Source organism: Streptomyces hawaiiensis (assembly GCF_004803895.1).
Lineage (GTDB): Bacteria > Actinomycetota > Actinomycetes > Streptomycetales > Streptomycetaceae > Streptomyces > Streptomyces hawaiiensis.
In genome coordinates this window covers 6,483,522-6,501,642 of record NZ_CP021978.1, presented here as the reverse complement: position 1 = coordinate 6,501,642, position 18,121 = coordinate 6,483,522, and the positions used below count along the sequence as shown (strand labels likewise).

Genomic DNA, 18,121 nt, shown 5'->3' with positions numbered 1-18,121 from the left:
CGAAACCGTCAGAAATCGAAGCCGAGCTGACCCTCGATTTCCGGAACACTTCCGTCCGCCCAGCTGCGGACCTTCTTGAGGTGCCGCCACTGGGGCAGCGCATCAAGATACGCCCATGACAACCGGTGGTAGGGGGTGGGGCCCCGCTCCGCCAGTGCGGCCTTGTGCACGGGTGATGGATACCCGGCGTTGTCCGCAAAACCGAAGTCTGCATGGTCGATACCCAGTTCGGCCATCATTTTGTCGCGCTGGACCTTGGCGATCACCGAGGCCGCGGCGACCGCCACGCAGGACTGGTCGCCCTTGATCACCGTACGGACCCGCCAGGGCGCACCGAGGTAGTCGTGCTTGCCGTCGAGGATGACCGCGTCGGGACGGACCGGCAGCGTGTCCAGCGCCCGCCCCGCCGCGAGCCGCAGCGCGGCTGTCATTCCCAGGGTGTCTATCTCCTCCGGGGAGGCATGCCCCAGCGCGTATGACGACACCCAGGTCCGCAGTTCCTCGGCGAGGACGGTACGTCGTTTGATGGTGAGCAGCTTCGAGTCCGTCAGCCCATCGGGCGGACGGCGCAATCCGGTGACCGCCGCGCAGACGGTGACGGGACCGGCCCACGCGCCGCGCCCCACCTCGTCGACACCTGCAACGATCTTCGCTCCGGTCGTGGCGCGAAGGGAGCGCTCGACGGTGTGAGTAGGCGGTTCGTACGGCATGGCGCCCCTAGATTACGCCGCCCGGAACCGCCCGCGACACCCCGGTCCGCCGCGTCCGCGTCACGGCGGGTGAGACCCCCGGTCAGGCATCGTTCGGCCGCAGCAGCGGGACCATCAACTGGTCGGTCATCTCGTCGACTTCGCGATCCCGCCGTTCACAGCCGCACATCTTGAGCGGTACATCATCATCGCCGGTACGACGTCGAAGACATCACCGTTCGCGGTCACCGGGCGAAGCGCGAAACCCGGACACCTCCTTCGTCGGGGTGGCGTCGAACTGCTGCAGCGGTCTGGGCGCCGACGGCGACACCCTCCCCGCCGGCTCGCACAGTTGATGTCAGAACAACGGGCGGGCGATCACGGAGAGTTCCCGATGTGCACAGAGAGTTTCTGAAGGCGGCAGGAGCCCTGATGTCAGGCCGACGTGGGCACCCAGTCCGGAAGCGGCTCCGTCCGCTCGACCCACACTGCGGGCGGCGCCCCCGCCTTCCCCGAGGCGATCACGCCGCCGACAATGGCGCACGTGGTGTCGACGTCCCCGCCCACCTGGGCAGTCGTCCAGAACGCCTGCTCGTAGTCGCCGAGACTTCTGGCGGCCGACCAGAGGGCGAAGGGCACGGTGTCGTGGGCTGTCGTACGCCGTCCGCACCCCAGTACCGCCGCGACCGTGCCCGGGTCGCCGTAGTCGAGCATGTCCCGGGCCCGGCGGAGTCCCGCACCCACGGCGCTCTTCGGCACCAGGTCGATGACACCGTCGAGGAGGGTCTCGGCGCCGGGCGGCCCGTCCGGGGCGGCGGCGAAGGCGGCTGCCGCGGCGACGGCCATGGCCCCGACGACGGCCTCGCGGTGCTGATGGGTGGTGTAGGCCGAGATCTCCGCCTGGTGGGTCGCCTGCTCCGGATCGTCGGCGTACCAGGCGCCCAGCGGGGCGATCCGCATCGCCGCGCCGTTGCCCCAGGAGCCCTGTCCCTTGAAGAGCGCGGCAGCGAGTTTCCGCCAGTCGCCACCCTCCCGGACCAGGCGCAGCAGTCGGTTGACCGCAGGACCGTAGCCCCGGTCGAAGTCGTGGTGCTCGGCGAAGGAGCGGGCCAGCGCGTCCTGGTCGATGCGGTGGTGGGCGGCCAGGACGGCGACGACCGAGCCGGCCATCTCCGTGTCGTCCGTCCACTGCCACGGCCCGGACGGCACCTCGCGGCGCTTCAGCAGCGGGTAGTTCACCGGCACGAAGTACTGGGAACCCAGGGCGTCCCCGACGGACAGTCCGCGCAGGCAGGCCAGGGCGCGGTCCAGGCGCACGTCGGGGGAGGAATCAGCGGTCATCGCCCTGCCACTCTATCCGGTGATCCCGTACGGCTCGGGATCTCGCCAGCGGTCGAACGGCCGGTTGAGTGTGTACTTGCCGTCGTCCCCCAGAACGAGCATCCGCACCTCACCGTTCCCCGGGTTCGACAGCGACTCGAACTCCGCGACCGTCCAGTGGAACCACCGCATGCAGAACAGCCGCATCGCCAGGCCATGGGTGACGATGAGGACGTTCGGCGGGTGGTCGGGGTCCTCGAAGCTGCGGAACAGGCTCTCCAGGAACCCGCCGACCCGGTCGTAGACGTCGGCGCCGGACTCGCCCTGGGCGAATCGGTAGAAGAAGTGGCCGTAGGCGTCCCGGTAGGCCTTCTGGAGGCGGACCTCGTCCCGGTCCTGCCAGTTGCCCCAGTCCTGCTCACGCAGCCGGGGTTCCTCGCGCACCCGTATGAGTCCGGGGTCGAGGTGGAACGCGCGCAGGGTCTCGTGCGTACGACGATACGGGGAGACGTACACGCTGACCTGCTCGTCACCGAAGATCTCGCGCAACTGTTCGCCCGTCGCCTCCGCCTGCCGTCGGCCTCGCTCGGTCAGCGCCAGGGCATGGTCGGGTTCACGCTCGTAAACGGAGTCATCGACATTGCCCGTTGACTCGCCGTGCCGGACAAGGACGATGCGCCGTGGTCGTGCCATGCCAAGACCCTAGATCGAGTGAGGCCGGTGGAGCACTCCCCCCGCCCCCATACAGCGTAGGTCACACGATTCCCGCACCACAGGTCACACCGGTCGCACGCATGTCCGACCGGAACAGCTCCGTCGTCCGGGCTCACCCAGTCAGCACCGCGCCCGGAGCAACCCGCCCACCCGGAATCAGACCGTCCAACTTGATTCCATGTCCACGACGTCCCCGGTGAGCGCCGCCACGTCCGCCTCCGTCTGCGCCCTCAGGGCGAGCCGCTCCACGCGTTCGGTGCGGTACTTGCCGTGCTCGGCGGCTGATCGCCACATCGACAGCACCAGGAACTCGTTCCCGGGTGCCTCACCGAACAGCCCGCGCACCATGCCGGGCGAGCCGGCCATCGCCGGGTTCCAGACCTTTTCCTGCATCAGCACGAAGTGCTCGGCTCGCTCCTCGTGGATACGGCAGAGCGCCACCCGGAGCAGGTCGGCGTCCGTGAAGCGCGGTTCGAAACCGGTCTTCACGTCGAAGCGGTGGTCGAAGAGCCTGACCTGGGCGTTCTTGAACGTGCCGGCCTGGGCCGACGCGAGCCGGTCGTGAGACCGTGCCATGAAGGAGTCGTAGAAGGCGCGGCTCTCCCAGAACGCGAAGATGTGCGCCACGTCCTGCCGCCCCCGGCTCCAGCCACCCCCCTGCCCGCGAAAACCCGGCTCCCCCAGAAGCCCCGCCCACTTCCGCTGCCCCCGCTCGAAACCGCGGCGGTCCACCACGGTGCAGCGAATCCACTTGACCAGCACCGCGCCATGGTAAGGCCACGGAGCGTGGCGTCGGTCACTCTCGGCTGGACCGCTCCGCCACGCGCGTGCCCGCGCGCGTGGCAGGATGGACAAACACTCATGGACGCCCGTCAGTTGGGGCCAACGGACGGGCCGACGGGGAAGGGGACGCTGGTGGACGGGCTCAACAAGGGGCTTCGCAAGGTCGAGATCGCGGTGCGGTGGGATCCCAGCCCGGCGGGGCAGCCGTCCACCGATCTGGACCTGGTCGCGGCGACCTATCCGGCGGACGATCCGCACGGCGATCCCGCGTACGTGGTGCACTTCGACAGCCGCTCCCCCGACGGCACCATCACTCTCAACCGGGACAGCAAGGACGGCCAGGGCTTCGGCTACGACGAAGTCATGACGCTGGAACTCGACCGCCTCGACGTCCGGTACGCGCGCGTGGTGGTCGGTGTCGTCATCCAGCAGCGCCCGGCGGAGCGCACCTTCGTCAGTGTGAGCAACCCCGGACTGCGTATCCGCGAGGGGTACACCGTCTTGGCGGAGGACGACTTCGGCGGTGTCCTGGGGGCGACGGCGGCGACGGTCGCGGAGTTCGCCCGGGAGGGCTCCGGCCCGTGGGGCTTCCACCCCGGACTCCGTGGTTTCGAGGGCGATCCCGTGGACTTCACCAGGACGATGGGGGCGGCACAGCGGCCCTGACCTCGCCACCGCGACGAGGCGGGTACGACGAGAGGGGCACCGCCCGCAGGCGGTGCCCCTCCGTCATCGGCTCATGCGTTCGGCTCAGCTGCAGCCGCTGGTCGAGCCGCAGCCCTCGCAGATGTAGCAGGAACCGGCGCGCTGCATCTTCGTCCCGCAGGAGAAGCACAGCGGGGCGTCGGCCTGGATGCCAAGCTGCATCTCCACCAGTTCGGCGCTGGTGTGGGCCTGCTGCGGGGCGGGCTTGACCGCTTCCTCGGCCTTCGGAGCGGAAACGGCCTTCAGCTCCTGGGCGCGCGGCGCCGACTGGGCCAGGCCCTCGACGTCGACCTCGTCGTCGGACGGCTCGTAAGAGCCGGTCTCCAGGTGACGCTGACGCTCCTCGGCCGAGTGGATGCCGAGCGCGGAGCGGGTCTCGAAGGGCAGGAAGTCCAGCGCCAGGCGGCGGAAGATGTAGTCGACGATCGACTGCGCCATCCGCACGTCCGGGTCGTCCGTCATACCGGCCGGCTCGAAGCGCATGTTGGTGAACTTCGAGACGTACGTCTCCAGCGGCACGCCGTACTGGAGGCCGACGGAGACCGCGATGGAGAAGGCGTCCATCATGCCCGCGAGGGTCGAGCCCTGCTTGGACATCTTCAGGAAGACCTCGCCCAGACCGTCGTCCGGGTAGGAGTTGGCGGTCATGTAGCCCTCGGCGCCGCCGACGGTGAAGGACGTGGTGATGCCGGGACGTCCCTTCGGGAGGCGCTTGCGGACCGGGCGGTACTCGACGACCTTCTCGACCGCGGTACGGATCGTCTCCTCGGTCTTCTCCGTGATCTCGACCTTCTCCTTCTCCTTGGTCTTGGCGGAGAGGGGCTGGCCGACCTTGCAGTTGTCACGGTAGATCGCGAGCGCCTTGACGCCGAGCTTCCAGGCCTCGAAGTAGATCTCCTCGACCTCCTCGACGGTCGCCGTCTCCGGCATGTTGACCGTCTTGGAGATGGCGCCGGAGATCCACGGCTGGATCGCGGCCATCATACGGACGTGGCCCATCGGGGAGATGGCCCGCTCGCCCATGGCGCAGTCGAACACCTCGTAGTGCTCGGGCTTGAGCCCGGGGGCGTCGATCACGTTGCCGTTCTCGGCGATGTGGGCGACGATCGCCTCGATCTGCTCTTCCAGGTAGCCCATGCGGCGCAGGGCCTGCGGGACGGTGCCGTTGACGATCTGCATCGAGCCGCCGCCGACGAGCTTCTTGAACTTGACCAGCGCGAGGTCGGGCTCGACACCGGTGGTGTCGCAGGACATCGCCAGGCCGATGGTGCCGGTCGGGGCGAGCACGGACGCCTGGGAATTACGGAAACCGTTCTTCTCGCCGAGGCGCAGCACGTCCTGCCACGACTCGCTGGCGGCGGCCCACACCGGGGTGTCCAGGTCGTCCATGCGGACGGCCTTGTCGTTGGCGTCCGAGTGCTGCTTCATGACGCGCTTGTGGGCGTCGGCGTTGCGGGCGTAACCGTCGTACGGGCCGACGACCGAGGCGAGTTCGGCGGAGCGGCGGTAGGCCGTGCCGGTCATCAGGGAGGTGATGGCACCGGCGAGGGAGCGACCGCCGTCGGAGTCGTAGGCGTGGCCGGTGGCCATCAGCAGGGCACCGAGGTTGGCGTAGCCGATGCCGAGCTGGCGGAACGCGCGCGTGTTCTCGCCGATCTTCTGGGTCGGGAAGTCCGCGAAGCAGATCGAGATGTCCATCGCGGTGATGACCAACTCGACGACCTTCTGGAAACGCTCGGCCTCGAAGGACTGGTTGCCCTTGCCGTCGTCCTTCAGGAACTTCATCAGGTTCAGCGAGGCCAGGTTGCAGGACGTGTTGTCCAGGTGCATGTACTCGCTGCACGGGTTCGACGCGGTGATCCGGCCGGACTCGGGGCAGGTGTGCCAGGCGTTGATGGTGTCGTCGTACTGGATGCCGGGGTCGGCGCAGGCCCAGGCGGCTTCGGCGATCTTGCGGAAGAGCGCCTTGGCGTCGACCTCCTCGATGACCTCGCCGGTCATCCGGCCGCGCAGCCCGAACTGGCCGCCCTGGTCGACCGCCGTCATGAACTCGTCGTTGACACGGACCGAGTTGTTGGCGTTCTGGTACTGGACGGACGTGATGTCGTCGCCGCCCAGGTCCATGTCGTAGCCGGCGTCGCGCAGGACGCGGATCTTCTCTTCTTCCTTGACCTTGGTCTCGATGAAGTCCTCGATGTCCGGGTGGTCCACATCGAGGACGACCATCTTGGCGGCGCGTCGGGTGGCGCCACCGGACTTGATCGTTCCTGCGGAGGCGTCGGCACCGCGCATGAAGGAGACCGGGCCGGAGGCATTGCCGCCGGAGGACAGCAGTTCCTTGGAGGAACGGATCCGGGAGAGGTTCAGGCCGGCGCCGGAGCCGCCCTTGAAGATCATTCCCTCTTCCTTGTACCAGTCGAGGATCGACTCCATGGAGTCGTCGACGGACAGGATGAAGCAGGCGGAGACCTGCTGGGGCTGCTTGGTGCCGACGTTGAACCAGACAGGGCTGTTGAAGCTGAAGATCTGGTGCAGGAGGGCGTACGCCAGCTCGTGCTCGAAGATCTCGGCGTCGGCGGGCGAGGCGAAGTACTTGTGGTCCTCCCCGGCCTTCCGGTACGTCTTCACGATGCGGTCGATCAGCTGCTTCAGGCTGGTCTCGCGCTGCGGGGTGCCCACAGCACCGCGGAAGTACTTGCTGGTGACGATGTTGACCGCGTTCACCGACCAGAAGTCGGGGAACTCGACGCCACGCTGCTCGAAGTTGACCGAGCCGTCGCGCCAGTTGGTCATGACGACGTCACGGCGTTCCCATGCCACCTCGTCGTAGGGGTGGACCCCAGGGGTGGTGTGGATGCGCTCGATACGCAGGCTCTTGCTCGCCTTGGGGCTCTTGGCGCGGGAACTCCGTGCCGGACCGCTCGCCGTCTCTGTCATGCCGCCTCCCTGTACGGGCGAAAACGCCCTGAAGTGCCCCGTTGTTCCCGTGGCACGGTGTTCTGTCTGGTGTTGCGGGCACCCACTCACATCGCCCGCAACAGGTCTTCTCATCGCCGCCACCCGGCCGGGCCCGGAGCTGCCTTCCGGTCCGGCCCGCCGGTCAGTCGGCGGCGCCGGCGGGCTCGGGGATCTGTTCCGTCCCTTGGGGCCCGCGGTCGTCTTCCTGGCTCCCCGAAGCCGCGTCCTCGTGACCTCCGTCGTCCGCGTCGGGGTGTCCCGTCTGCGCCCTGAGTTCCTCGATGGCCGCCTCGAAGTCGTCGAGCGAGTCGAACGCCCTATAGACGGAGGCGAATCGCAGATAGGCGACGAGATCGAGCTCCTGCAACGGACCGAGTATGGCCAGCCCCACGTCGTGGGTGGTCAGCTCGGCGCTTCCGGTGGCCCGCACCGCCTCCTCGACCCGCTGGCCGAGCTGGGCGAGCGCGTCCTCGGTGACGGGCCGTCCCTGGCACGCCTTGCGCACACCATTGATGATCTTCGTACGACTGAAGGGCTCGGTGACTCCGGACCGCTTCACCACCATGAGCGAGCACGTCTCCACGGTCGTGAAACGACGGGAGCAGTCAGGGCACTGGCGGCGCCTGCGGATCGATGTGCCGTCGTCGGTCGTACGACTGTCGACGACACGGCTGTCGGGGTGCCTGCAGAAGGGGCAGTGCATGAACTCCCAACCCTCCTCACAGCAGACTCAATAGCCTCGCCGGGCCTCTTGCGCCCCACGAAGCAGCCCCAAGCATAGGCGATGACCATGGGCCTCGAGACCCGGGGGACCACAACTTCTGGGTCGCTGCCGCAATCCAACCACTAGATGTGGGGATTGACTCATACATCCACGCCGCTCCCGCGTGTCGCGCGTGTAGGCGCAGGTGGCGTGCGGCAGACCCTGCCGCACCGGCCCCGCGCCCCTCAGGAGACCCCGGCGCAAGGGCTTCGTCCGGGAGGCGGCGCCATCCGTTCCGGCACAGCCGTATCGCCGCGGCACATGCGGAGATACCGTGGGCGCCGCGAGGAGGGGGCGTGGGACTCCCGCACAGATGCGGGCTGGTCCCGGGGCAGGGGAATGCCGGATGGCAGACTGGGGACACCAGTCCACGAGGCGATCACCCCGGCGGTGAAGAGTACAGCAATGGGCCCTTTTGCCCGCCAGGTGGCGCGGCCGCCAATACACCCGGACACATGATCGCGTCCGGTGATTCGCGATTTTTCACTCGAACGTGTGTTTGGCGCAACCTTTCGAAAGCAACTACCGTTGTCCAGCAGGGAGACCATCGAGAGGGGCCGACGTGACCACCACCGCAGACAGTGCCGCCATTGCTGCCCAGGACCGCTCCCAGGGCCGACTGGAGCCGGTGCATGCGATGAACGAAGCCACGAACCCTGAGGGGCACAAGCGCTCCCTGCCGGGCCGACCTCCCGGCATCCGGGCGGACAGCTCCGGACTCACCGATCGCCAGCGCCGCGTGATCGAGGTCATCAGGGACTCCGTGCAGCGACGCGGCTACCCGCCGTCGATGCGGGAGATCGGTCAGGCCGTCGGCCTTTCCAGCACCTCCTCCGTCGCACACCAGCTCATGGCCCTGGAGCGCAAGGGTTTCCTGCGCCGTGACCCGCACCGCCCGCGGGCGTACGAGGTGCGCGGTTCCGACCAGGCCGCCTCGGTGCAGCCCACGGACACGGCGGGTAAGCCGGCCGCGTCGTACGTGCCGCTGGTCGGCCGGATTGCCGCCGGTGGCCCGATCCTCGCGGAGGAGTCCGTCGAGGACGTCTTCCCTCTCCCCCGCCAGCTCGTCGGCGACGGTGAGCTGTTCGTCCTGAAGGTCGTCGGTGACTCGATGATCGAGGCGGCGATCTGCGACGGCGACTGGGTCACGGTGCGGCGTCAGCCGGTCGCCGAGAACGGCGACATCGTGGCCGCGATGCTCGACGGCGAAGCCACCGTCAAGCGCTTCAAGCGCGAGGACGGCCATGTCTGGCTCCTGCCGCACAACGCGGCCTACGAGCCGATCCCCGGCGACGACGCGACCATCCTCGGCAAGGTGGTGGCCGTGCTGCGGCGCGTCTGACAGCGCGCCCCTGTCGGGCGGGCCCATCAGGCCCGCCCTCTGACCGGGCCCCGGGACCCCTGCGCCGGTTCCGGGGCCCTGCGCTGTCCGGGGGCGGTTGCCGTCCCTGGGCGGGCCCCAAAGGCCCATGCGGGTGGGGTTGGCCGGTGGCTCAGCTGCCGCAGGCCGACCCCCGCAGCTCAGTCGTCTTCCGACTGCTTGGCAGTCGCGTCGATCGCCGCCAGCGACTTCCGCACCTGGTTACGGTCCGTCGTGAACCAGAAGTCGGGTAGCGACGCCTTCAGATAGCCCCCGTACCGGGCCGTCGCCAGACGCTGGTCGAGCACGGCGACCACCCCGCGGTCGCCCGACGCCCGTACGAGACGGCCGGCGCCCTGGGCCATCAGGAGCGCCGCGTGGGTGGCGGCGACCGCCATGAAGCCGTTGCCGCCCGCGTCCTCGACGGCCTTCTGCCGGGCGCTCATCAGGGGGTCGTCCGGGCGCGGGAACGGGATCTTGTCCATGACGACCAGCTGGCAGCTGGGTCCCGGGACATCCACGCCCTGCCAGAGCGAGAGAGTGCCGAAGAGGCAGGTCTTCGGATCGGCCGCGAAGTTCTTGATGAGCTCGCCGAGCGTCTCCTCGCCCTGTAGGAGGATCGGGAACTCGGGGATACGGGAACGCAGCTCCTCGGCGGCCAGCTGGGCGCCCCGCATCGAGGAGAAGAGGCCGAGGGTGCGGCCGCCCGCGGCCTGGATCAGCTCCGTGAGTTCGTCGAGCATGTCCGCGCGATCGCCGTCCCGCGCGGGACGCGCCAGGTGCTTGGCGACGTAGAGAATGCCCTGCTTGCGGTAGTCGAACGGCGAGCCGACGTCGATGCCCTTCCACTTCGGGACGTCGTCGCCCTCGGTGCCCTCGGGGGCGAGGCCCAGGGAAGCGCCTACGCCGTTGAAGTCGCCGCCCAGCTTCAGCGTCGCGGACGTCAGGACCACGGAGCGGTCCGCGAAGAGCTTCTCCCGCAACAGTCCGGAGACGGACATGGGGGCGACGCGCAGGGAGGCGCCGAATCGGTCGTGGCGCTCGTACCAGACCACGTCCCACTCGGAGCCGTTCGTGATGCGCTCGGCCACGTCATGGACGTTCTCCACGGAGGCGAGGGCCTGTTTGCGGATGGCGTCCTCGTCCTGGACGGACTTGTCGCGGGTCGCGCCGATCGCGGAGATGACCGTGCGGCACGCGTCGCGAAGGGCCATGAGGGCGTACCCGAGGTCCTCGGGAATCTCCTCCAGACGGGCCGGCAGCGCCAGCTCCATCAGCCGTTCGAAACCCTCGGCGGCGGTCTGGAGCTGGTCGGCGGCCTTCTCGTTGACGAGTTTCGCGGCACGGCGCACCGCGCGGTTGACCTGGCCGGGGGTGAGCTCGCCGGTGGCGACTCCGGTGACCCGGGAGACCAGCTCGTGCGCCTCGTCGACGATCAGCACCTCGTGCTGCGGGAGCACCGGGGCACCCTCGATGGCGTCGATCGCGAGCAGCGCGTGGTTGGTGACGACGACCTCGGCGAGCTTGGCCCGCTCACGAGCCATCTCGGCGAAGCACTCCGCGCCGTACGCGCATTTCGAGGCGCCCAGGCACTCCCTCGACGACACCGACACCTGCGCCCAGGCCCGGTCCGAGATGCCGGGCGTGAGGTTGTCACGGTCGCCGGTCTCGGTCTCGTCGGCCCAGTCACGCACCCGCAGCAGGTCCTGACCCAGCTTGCTGGTGGGTGCGGCGGCCTCGAACTGGTCGAAGAGGCCCTCTTCCTCGTCCTGTGGAACCCCTTCGTGCATTCGGTGCAGGCACAGGTAGTTCGACCGGCCCTTGAGCATCGCGAACTCAGGGCGGCGGCGCAGCAGGGGGTGCAGCGACTCGACCGTTCTCGGCAGGTCGCGCTCCACCAGCTGGCGCTGCAGGGCCAAGGTGGCGGTCGCGACGACCACCCGCTCCCCGTGCGCCAGCGCGGGCACGAGGTAACCCAGCGACTTGCCGGTGCCTGTGCCGGCCTGGACCAGCAGGTGGGAGCCGTCGTCGATCGCTTCCTCGACGGCTTCGGCCATGGCCACCTGACCGGGGCGCTCCGTACCGCCGACGGCAGTGACGGCGGCATGCAGGAGTTCGGGGAGTGAGGGCTTCGTCATAGCGCGACCACCCTACGACCCCGCACTGACAAACGGGTGACCAAGGCGGGGGCGGGGGCTGGGATCAAGACCGTGGGCTCCTCGGGGGGCGGGGTGGGGACTGGCCGACCGGCTGGGTGAGTGAGGTCGTGGGAACGGCTCAGAAGATTCGCGCGCAGGGTGGGAACTGCGGCGGCACGGGCCGCGTTCAATAGGTGATGGCGCGGTGACACAGCGCTACAGCAGGTGCCGGAGTGACCGGTCTCGGACCATGAGGGCAGCCCGCTTGGCGGGCAGGTCGACCTCGGCCGAGAACCGGAAGCCGGCGGTCAGGAAAGCGGCGATGGAGGGGGTGTTGCGAATGTCGGGTTCCGCGATGACGCGTGCGCAGGAGGGCCGCTGTGCGAGAGCGAGATCGGCCACGGCCCGGAGCAGCAGACCGCCGAGGCCACGCCCCCGGTCGGCGACCCCGCCGACCAGGAGATGGATCCCCGTGTCATGAGGCCGGGCGGGGTAGTAACGGGCCAGCGGGTCGAGATCCGCCCGGTAGATCTCCCAGTAGCTCATCGGTGTTCCGTCCAGTACGCCGATGCACGGCACGCTGCGTCCGTCGCCGGCGAGCTGGACCCGCAGGTGGCCCTCCGTCACGTCCTGGGGTCCTGACAGCTCCCAGAACGCCGCGGCGGCGGGGTCGTTCATCCAGCGGCTGATGAGCGGAAGGTCGCGTTCGAGGCGCGCGGGGACGAGGTGGAACCCACCTGCCGGCGTGTCGGCCGGGCCCCATTCGGCGACGCGGTCGAGGAGGTCGTCATGGCGGAGGACGACGGAGGGTCGGGGCGGCCCGCCTGTCGCGGCGATGGAGGTGGAGGGCAGCGCCGTGTCCTGGTCCCGCCTCCGGGCTCCGTCACCGTCACCGTCACCGTCACCGTCACCGTCGAGCGTGTCAACCGCGACGAGCGCGATGAGCTCGTCCGGGAGCCGCAAGTCCATTGTGTCCTCGTTGTGCCCGGCCGCTCCGAGGCGCTCGCCGGGCAGCGCGCCGGGATCCGCGTCGGCGGTTGCGAGGCGGGAGCCGACGCGACCGAAGGTGTCGGCACCGGCGAAGTCCCCCGCCAAGTCGCCGTCGCAGGCGCCGGACTCGGACTCGGCATCGGCGCAGGCAGCGGAGTCGGCACCCGGTCTGGCGTCGGAGTCGGTACGAGACCCGGTGCCGGAGGCCACGTCGGCCATGACAGGGACGGCGATACCGGTCTTGGCGATCGGGTCGGAGGGAGGCACCGAACGCTCCTCTCGAAGAGGGGGTGGGGCATGTCCCCAGGGATGAAGGAGGTCAGTTGTGTCAGGGCCGATCAGGGCGGTCAGGAGTGCAGGGGGTTGGCGATGGTGACGTAGACGGACTGGGTGTCGACCGGGCCTACGAGTTCGTCGAGGCCGTGCAGCCGGGTCAGCAGGTTGGCCTTGCAGCGCAGGACGGGTGAGTCGAGCAGCCGGTCGGGCAGCGAGGTGCGCAGCCGGGCCGGACCGGAGGCGACGTTTCCGAGGAAGCGGCGGAAGGCGGCGAGCAGCAGCCGCTCGTCGGCCAGCCCCTGGGAGCCGAACGCGCCGATGAGGCCGAGCACGTTGTTGACGGCCAGGTAGTACACAAGCCGCTCGTCGGTGACCTCGTCGCAGACGAACGTGTCGCTGCGCTCTCCGATGCCGGGCAACCGGGCGTCGAGGTCCGCGCGCCGGGACTCGCGGAAGTAGTAGCCCTGGTTGTCGCGGTAGCGGCCGCCTGTGGGCCAGCCGTCGGCGTCCAGCAGAAGCAGAGTGTTCTGCTGGTGCGCTTCCAGGGCGACGCCGGCCTCACCGTCCAGCCAGAGGACAGGACGCACCACGTGCGCGAGGTAGCGCAGGAACCACTCGGTGGCGACGGCTCCCCGAGGGCGGCCGGTGCGGCGGGCGAGCCGCGTGACGACCTCGGCCAGCCGGGAGCGCAGAGCCGGGCCGCGCTTCTCCGGGCCCTCTGAAGCGTCCTCGGGCGGGGTCGGGGGGCACGGGCGCTGCGAAACGAGACCGGCGACGCAGGAGACGTCGTCCGAGGGGCTGAACGGGTTGTGGCGGATCACCACGTCCAGTCCGGGAGTCGGGGTGCCGTCGGCCGTGTCGACGGCGAGCCAGGCCGGGTCCCGGACGATGTCGAAGCCCGGGTGCACGGCCTGCCACTGCTGTGCGAGGCCGCTGCGGAGCAAGCGGTGGACCTCGACACCTCGGTGGAGTTCCTTGCGGAGGTTCTCGCGGCGGGAGTTGGTGATGCGCAGGCCCAGCGAGAGCTTGAGCATCGCGGGGGCATGGGTTCGGTAGACGGTTCGTAGGGAGGAGGTGGGGTGCCAGTGAGGGCCGAGGGTGCCGAGGTCGCGGAGCTGTCCGGTGTCCAGCAGGGCGGCGGTCTCCGGACGGTGCCGGACCTCGTGTGCCTGCCAGGGGTGCAGGGGAAGTAGGGCGTACCCGTCCGGCAACGCCGGCACGGTCCCGGCGAGGCGGGCGGTGAGCCGGGGCGCGGTGACAGGGCGGCCGCGTTCGGTCCAGGAGGAGTCGGTGGCGAGGACGGAGGGAGCGACAGCCATCCAGTGCAGGGGGAAGGAGCCGCGCGACTCGGGCGAGTACAGCGGTGCTTCGGTCTCGGAGAGACCCTCGCGGCTCTTCGGGGCCGGGTGCAGGGGGTGTCCGAGGACGAGTGCCTGTTCCGCGGAGAGGAAGAGGTCAGGGCCGTCGGCCGGGCGTTCCCGGCGGTCGGTGAGAAAGACGGTGACACGTCGGAGGGAGTCGGCAACACCTGCGACGAGCCCGACGCCGTCGGTGAGAGCAACGGTGTCGGAGCCGGGGGTACATGAGGGGAGGGAGTCGTGAGCGTGTTTGCCGGCAGAGCCGTCTACGGGCGTCTCCCTGGTGAGCAGGGCGGCGATTGTGACGGCGTCGGCCGGTGGGGCGTGGTCGGGAGCACCGGACAGACGAGGAGGGCCGAAGCGGTGCCAGCCTGTCGGGGACCAGTAGCGGACCGGGGCGAGCAGGGCCGTGCCGCTGGCGGGAAGGGGGATGCGCAGGAGGCCGTCGGCCGGGGCGGACTGGTCGGTCTCGCGCGCCCAGCAGCGGAGCAGGTTCTCCACGGCGGCGGCCCGGGCGACGGTGCCCGGGTCGGGATGTTCCAGGAGGTCAGGGCCATGGCCTTCGCTCAGCCCCAGGGCGAGTTTCGCCGTCGGCCGCTGATGCGGGACTCTCGGGTGCGGCGATGTCCGCGGCGTCCGGGCGCCGGCGGAGCCTTGTCCCGGCGTCGGTGCGTGGTCGTCGGGGTGGGGGGTGGCGTTCACGGCAGGTACCTCGTGAGGTGGTTCCGGATCATACGGATGGGGGCTGCGAGCCGAGGGAGCTTCACTCGGCGCGGTTTGGGGCGCGAGGGCGCGGTGTGCGGGCGGGCGGGGCCCATGGCGCCAGGCATCTGGCGGGCAGGCGTCTGGCGGACAGGCGACCCGGGCGCAGGCACCGCGTGGGCTCCCACGCCGTGGAAGCTCACCGCGTTCACGGTGCGGCTGCCGTGCCACCCCCACGGCACCGGGCCGCTGCCCGGACCGCGTCGGCCAGGCGGTCCAGTACGGCGGCCGCTTGTTCATCGGTGAGGGTCAGGGGCGGCAGCAGTTGCACGACGCTCGCGTGACGGCCGCCGAGTCCGACGATGAGGCCACGCCGCAGGCATTCCTGCTGGACCGCGACAGCCAGTTCCGGGGCGGCGGGGAGGGGTTGGCGGCCGCTGCCCTGCGTCACCGATGCCGCCACGCCGCTCTCCGCAGCTCCGGGAGCACCCGAAAAGCCGGAGTGCCCCTCCCCCTCCGGATCCACCAGCTCGACTCCGATCATCAGCCCCCTCCCCCGCACGTCCCCCACGCACGCGAGCTCGGAGGCGAGCTGCTGGAGTTGGCCCAGGATGCGCGCCCCCACGGTGGCCGCTCGCTCGGCGAGGGCGTTCTCGCGGACGTGGGCGAGGGTCGCCGTGCCGGCGGCCATGGCGAGTTGGTTGCCGGGGAAGGTGTCGGCGGGGGCGCCGGGTCCCCAGGCGTCGAGGTCGTCGCGGTGGACCACGACGGCCAGCGGCAGGCTGCCGCCGATGGCCTGGGAGAGAACCATCACGTCGGGGGTCACCCCGCTGTGCTCCACCGCCCAGAAGGCGCCGGTCCGGCCCACGCCGGTCTGCATCTCGTCGGCGATCAGCGGGATGGACCGGTCGGCGGTGAGCTGTCTCATGCGCCGCAGCCACGTGTCCGGTGCCGGGATCGCCCCGCCCTCGGCCTGGACGGGCTCGATGATCATCCCGGCGGGCAGCGGCGCGGCCCCGGGGTCGTCGAGGAGCGACTCGGTCCAGCGGGCGCCGAGGTCGGCCCCGCGCTCACCCCCGACACCGAAGGGGCAGCGGTAGTCCTGCGGGTAGGGCAGGCGCACGACCCGCCCGTCATGGGTGTCCGCGGAGGTGCCGTCGAGGACCCTGGCATTGCTTCCGTGAGCGGCGCCGGTGAACGCCAGGAGACCGCTCCGACCGGTCGCCGCGCGTACCAGCGCGTAGGCGGTCTCGACGGCTTCGCTGCCGGCCGGTCCGCAGAACCGCACGCGTGCCCGCTCGGCGAGGCCCGGCGGCAGAGTGCGCAACAGCTCGGTGAGGAAGGCGTCTTTCACGGGTGTCGCCAGGTCGAGGGCGTTCAGGGGCGCCCCGGAGTCGAGGACCTTGCGGATGGCCTCCAGGACGACCGGGTGGTTGTGGCCGAGGGCGAGCGTGCCGGCGCCGGAGAGGCAGTCCAGGTAGCGGCGGCCGTCCGCGCCCTCGATGGTCAGTCCACGGGCCCGCACCGGAACGATCGGCAGGGCACGGGCGTAGGTCCGGGCGGCGGATTCGCGCGCGGCCTGGCGGCGCAGGATCCCCTCGTGCGCGGAACGCGGAGTGAGGGCGGTGTCGTCGACGGCTCCGCGGGGGAGGGATTTCACCTGCGTACGCCCCACGGCGGCCTCCTCTGACGCACAACCCCCATGGGTGGATTCCGCCACGACTTCCCTGACCTCCCACTGATCACGGGCACAGAGGACCGCGCACAGACAGCAGGCCCCCCACCACTACCAACCGCGGACCACTCACCGGGTTACGGGTTGTCTCAAGATCCTTTCCGTAACGGAACTGTTGCGGATCCGTCGGATCGCCCCCACAGCCACCGCATAGTGTGTGGTGCCGTTCCCGGACGCCGTGAGGTCGTCCCGAACGTCCCGCGTGACAGCGGGAATCGGGGCCGAAGCGCCGGTTCGTCCACGTTCATTCCATACCAGGGGGAGTCAGATCATGCGATCCACACGGCCGTCGTCCCATGCCAGTCGAGGGGGGAGGGCGCGCCGCAGGAACTCCCCCGTCGTGGCCGCCGTGGCCCTCGCCTCGGCCCTAGCGCTGACCGCCACCGCCTGCGAGTCGGGCGATGCCGCGGCGGACGGTGAGGCCTCCGCGTCGGCCACCGCCTCCGACGACGGCAAGCTCAGGATCCCGGACGACATCAGGGACCGGCTCCGCGAGCACGGGATCGACATCGACAAGTGGAAGAACGGCGCCTGGAAGAACTGGGACCGGGACGACTGGCTGCGCGAGGCCAACGAGTACATCAACCCGATCATCGAGGGGCTCTGGGACCCGGACCGCATGCGGGAGGCCGAGGAGCCCGACCAGGGCGTCGACGACAGCGACCTCTCCGGTGACCAGGGCGTGACCGACCCGACGCCCGAGCCGGTCGAGGCGCAGGCGGTGCCGCCGTCGTACCACGCCAACGTCCCCACCGCCGGGAAGGTGTTCTTCGACTCCCCCAAGGGGTCGGCCGTGTGCTCGGCGACCGTGGTGAAGGACCCGGCCCACCCGGGCAAGTCCAACCTGGTGTGGACGGCCGGCCACTGCGTGCACGCGGGCAAGAAGGGCGGCTGGTACCGCAACATCGCGTTCGTGCCCTCGTACAACGACGACGGCAAGCCGGTGGAGGCGCTGGAGAACGCCACCCGTGAGGACGTCGCTCCCTACGGTGTCTGGTGGGGCGACTGGGCGCAGACCTCGGACCAGTGGATCGAGCAGGGCGGTTCGACGGGCGGCGACGGCGCGCCGTACGACTTCGCGGTCATCCATGTGACGCCGGAGAAGGGCAGCGGCGGCAAGTCGCTGGAGGAGATCATCGGTTCGGCGCTGCCGGTCGACTTCAAGGCGCCCGCGGTGCCGCAGGTGAAGAGCGTCACGGCGATCGGGTACCCGGCCGCGCCGCCCTACGACGGGCAGAAGCTGTACCGGTGCCAGGACCGGCCCGGGCGGCTGTCGGTCACCGCGTCGGATCCGACGATGTACCGCATCGGCTGCACCATGACCGGTGGTTCGTCCGGCGGCGGCTGGGTCGCGACCGGCTCGGACGGCAAGCCGGCGCTGGTGTCCAACACCTCGATCGGCCCGGTGACGTCCGGCTGGCTGGCCGGACCGCGCCTGGGCGGCGTGGCCGAGGGCGTGTACGACTCGGTGAGCAAGAAGTTCGCCGGACGGTGACGGCCGGCTGAACCACGCCGTCGGTGGGGTGACGCACCCCGCGAAAACCTTCACCGCCCCACCCCGGTACGCCCTCAACTCCCCGGGCATAGTGAGGTGTCGCGCGGGGCACCGGCGCCCCGCGCGCCCATGACC

General features: G+C 70.1%; 13 protein-coding genes and 1 pseudogene. 3 read left to right on the top strand and 11 right to left on the bottom strand.

Translation table 11 applies throughout. The features are described from left to right. Positions 1–8: 8 nt before the first annotated feature. From CEB94_RS30010 to CEB94_RS29995, 5 genes and pseudogenes are all read right to left on the bottom strand, one after another. The gene (locus CEB94_RS30010; RefSeq protein ID WP_175435149.1) at positions 9–710 is read right to left on the bottom strand and encodes a ribonuclease HII; all 702 of its coding nucleotides are present in this window, start codon (positions 708–710) and stop codon (positions 9–11) included. Positions 711–792: 82 nt separating this feature from the next. Further along, positions 793–947, bottom strand: a pseudogene (locus CEB94_RS41135) (TetR family transcriptional regulator); the annotation flags it as partial. Between the two features lie 177 nt (positions 948–1,124). Further along, entirely contained in the window at positions 1,125–2,030 is a 906-nt protein-coding gene (locus tag CEB94_RS30005; protein WP_175435148.1) for an ADP-ribosylglycohydrolase family protein, read from the bottom strand. A 12-nt stretch (positions 2,031–2,042) separates the two neighbouring features. Further along, a complete protein-coding gene (locus tag CEB94_RS30000) occupies positions 2,043–2,702 on the bottom strand; it encodes a histidine phosphatase family protein (RefSeq protein ID WP_175435147.1) in 660 nt (219 codons plus the stop codon). Positions 2,703–2,879: 177 nt separating this feature from the next. Then, the gene (locus tag CEB94_RS29995; RefSeq protein WP_175435146.1) at positions 2,880–3,485 is read right to left on the bottom strand and encodes a YdbC family protein; all 606 of its coding nucleotides are present in this window, start codon (positions 3,483–3,485) and stop codon (positions 2,880–2,882) included. Positions 3,486–3,638: 153 nt separating this feature from the next. On the opposite strand from CEB94_RS29995, the gene CEB94_RS29990 reads away from it, so the two are divergent. After that, positions 3,639–4,172, top strand: a complete 534-nt coding sequence (locus CEB94_RS29990; RefSeq protein ID WP_175435145.1) for a TerD family protein — start codon at positions 3,639–3,641, stop codon at positions 4,170–4,172. An 84-nt stretch (positions 4,173–4,256) separates the two neighbouring features. Here CEB94_RS29990 and CEB94_RS29985 read toward each other — a convergent pair whose 3' ends face one another. Both CEB94_RS29985 and nrdR read right to left on the bottom strand, forming a co-directional pair. Then, on the bottom strand, positions 4,257–7,148 hold the full coding sequence (locus CEB94_RS29985; RefSeq protein ID WP_175435144.1) for a vitamin B12-dependent ribonucleotide reductase: 2,892 nt from the start codon (positions 7,146–7,148) through the stop codon (positions 4,257–4,259). Between the two features lie 163 nt (positions 7,149–7,311). Continuing rightward, on the bottom strand, positions 7,312–7,872 hold the full coding sequence (gene nrdR / locus CEB94_RS29980; RefSeq protein ID WP_175435143.1) for a transcriptional regulator NrdR: 561 nt from the start codon (positions 7,870–7,872) through the stop codon (positions 7,312–7,314). 622 nt (positions 7,873–8,494) lie between these two features. On the opposite strand from nrdR, the gene lexA reads away from it, so the two are divergent. Beyond that, the gene (lexA, locus tag CEB94_RS29975; protein WP_031108030.1) at positions 8,495–9,274 is read left to right on the top strand and encodes a transcriptional repressor LexA; all 780 of its coding nucleotides are present in this window, start codon (positions 8,495–8,497) and stop codon (positions 9,272–9,274) included. Positions 9,275–9,453: 179 nt separating this feature from the next. Here lexA and CEB94_RS29970 read toward each other — a convergent pair whose 3' ends face one another. The 4 genes from CEB94_RS29970 to CEB94_RS29955 form a co-directional block, all read right to left on the bottom strand. Then, positions 9,454–11,430, bottom strand: coding sequence for an ATP-dependent DNA helicase (locus tag CEB94_RS29970; protein ID WP_175435142.1), 1,977 nt, complete (start codon positions 11,428–11,430; stop codon positions 9,454–9,456). Between the two features lie 216 nt (positions 11,431–11,646). After that, positions 11,647–12,399, bottom strand: coding sequence for a GNAT family N-acetyltransferase (locus tag CEB94_RS29965; RefSeq protein WP_175437215.1), 753 nt, complete (start codon positions 12,397–12,399; stop codon positions 11,647–11,649). Positions 12,400–12,767: 368 nt separating this feature from the next. Beyond that, the gene (locus CEB94_RS29960; protein ID WP_175435141.1) at positions 12,768–14,756 is read right to left on the bottom strand and encodes an IucA/IucC family protein; all 1,989 of its coding nucleotides are present in this window, start codon (positions 14,754–14,756) and stop codon (positions 12,768–12,770) included. 208 nt (positions 14,757–14,964) lie between these two features. After that, positions 14,965–16,431: an aminotransferase class III-fold pyridoxal phosphate-dependent enzyme gene (locus CEB94_RS29955; protein WP_175435140.1), complete on the bottom strand. Its 1,467-nt coding sequence runs from the start codon at positions 16,429–16,431 to the stop codon at positions 14,965–14,967. Between the two features lie 331 nt (positions 16,432–16,762). Here CEB94_RS29955 and CEB94_RS29950 point away from each other — a divergent pair, with 331 nt between their 5' ends. Then, a complete protein-coding gene (locus CEB94_RS29950) occupies positions 16,763–17,986 on the top strand; it encodes a trypsin-like serine peptidase (RefSeq protein ID WP_175435139.1) in 1,224 nt (407 codons plus the stop codon). Positions 17,987–18,121 lie beyond the last annotated feature (135 nt).